This is a genomic window from Lentzea roselyniae (assembly GCF_039537795.1).
Taxonomy (GTDB): Bacteria; Actinomycetota; Actinomycetes; order Mycobacteriales; family Pseudonocardiaceae; genus Lentzea; species Lentzea atacamensis.
Map to the genome: position 1 here is coordinate 1 of NZ_BAABBE010000114.1, position 1,573 is coordinate 1,573.

Annotated in this window: 1 protein-coding gene; it reads left to right on the forward strand. The window is 65.5% G+C overall.

Annotated features, from left to right (window positions below; all coding sequences use genetic code 11):
* The first annotated feature begins 127 nt into the window (after positions 1-127).
* Positions 128-1,539 (forward strand): IS3 family transposase gene (locus ABFX45_RS46105; RefSeq protein ID WP_428834311.1). Its coding sequence is split into 2 segments (ribosomal slippage): positions 128-494 and positions 494-1,539, totalling 1,413 coding nucleotides; the frame shifts between segments, so codons are not numbered across the junction.
* The last annotated feature ends 34 nt before the right edge of the window (positions 1,540-1,573 follow it).

Here is a 1,573-nt window from a genome sequence, read left to right on the forward strand (position 1 = left end):
CCCTGCGTGTCAGGGTGAGTTGAGTCCAGTGGTTCACAGCAAGCTGGCCTGACGCAGGGCGAGATTCGGATTGATTGACATGACCCGCAAGGCCAGGTCCTCGGTGGTCGAGGACGATGATGGGCGGATGGATTCCCAGCAGCCGCGTGGTGACGGGCCGAGGCGGAGGCGCGCGTTCACCGCGCCGGAGAAGCTCGCGCATCTCAGTGCCTACGAGGCGGCGTGCGAGCGCGGCGACGGCGGCGGGTATCTGCGGCGGGAGGGCTTGTACTCGTCGTTGATCAGCGAGTGGCGCAAGCAGCGTGATGCCGGGGTGCTGGCGGGCAAGGCGCCGGGCGAGAAGGTCGGCAGGCTGTCCGCGGAGCAGGCCGAGATCGCCCGGCTCACACGGGAGAACGCCCGTTTGAACAAACGGCTGGACACCACCGAGACAGCGCTTGACATCATGGGAAAAGCGCACGCTCTCTTGGAAGGTCTGGCCGAGAGAGCGGATTCCGACGAGCAGCGCAAGAAACGCTGACCCAGGCCTACACGTGCATGACCGCGGGCGGGGTATCAACGAGGCAGGCCGCCCAGTTGACCGGGCTCGCACGGTCAACGGCGATCCGTCACGGCAAGGCCGCCACCACGCCCACTCCGCCGGCGCCTGTGCCGGATCCGGTCAACAAGCTGACGGCCCTGGAACGCCTGCGGATTCTCGAGGTGCTCACCAGCGCGAGGTTCGTGGACCTGGCGCCGTTGCAGGTCTACGCGCAGCTGCTCGATGAGGGCGTCTACCTGTGCTCGGTGTCCACGATGTATCGGGTGCTGGCGGACAACAAGCAGGTCAGGGAACGCCGCCGGCTCGCGCGCCATCCGGCGAGAGTGTGCCCGGAGCTGGCCGCGACAGCGCCCCGTCAGGTCTACAGCTGGGACATCACCAAACTCGCGGGCCCGGTGAAGGGCACCTACTACGACGCCTACGTGATGATCGACATCTACTCCCGGTACATCGTCGGCGTCCATGTCCACGCCTGCGAATCCGGTGTCCTGGCCAAGGAACTGATGGAACAGATCTTTTCCGTCCACGGCGTTCCGCAGGTCGTGCACGCCGACCGGGGCACGTCGATGACCAGTAAAACCGTCGCGGCCCTGCTCGCCGATCTCGAGGTCACCCGATCACACTCGAGGCCTCGGGTGTCGAACGACAACCCGTACTCCGAAGCACTGTTCAAGACCCTGAAGTACGGCCCGGAGTTCCCCGAACGCTTCGGATCACTCACGGAGTCCAGGAAGTTCATGGACGAGTTCACCCACTGGTACAACCACGAGCATCGACACACCGGCATCGGCCTGCACACACCCGCCGACGTCCACTTCGGACTGGCCGCCGCCAGGAACGCCAGCAGGCGCACCGTCCTTGCCGAGGCACGCGCACGCCACCCGCACCGATTCGGCGGCATCACCACAGCGCCGAAGATGCTCGACCTACCCGACACCGTCTGGATCAACCGGCCGGCCAACGACACCGATCAACACGCCGACACAGAAGCCGCCTAACACCCACTGGTCTCAATCACCTTGACAAATTCCG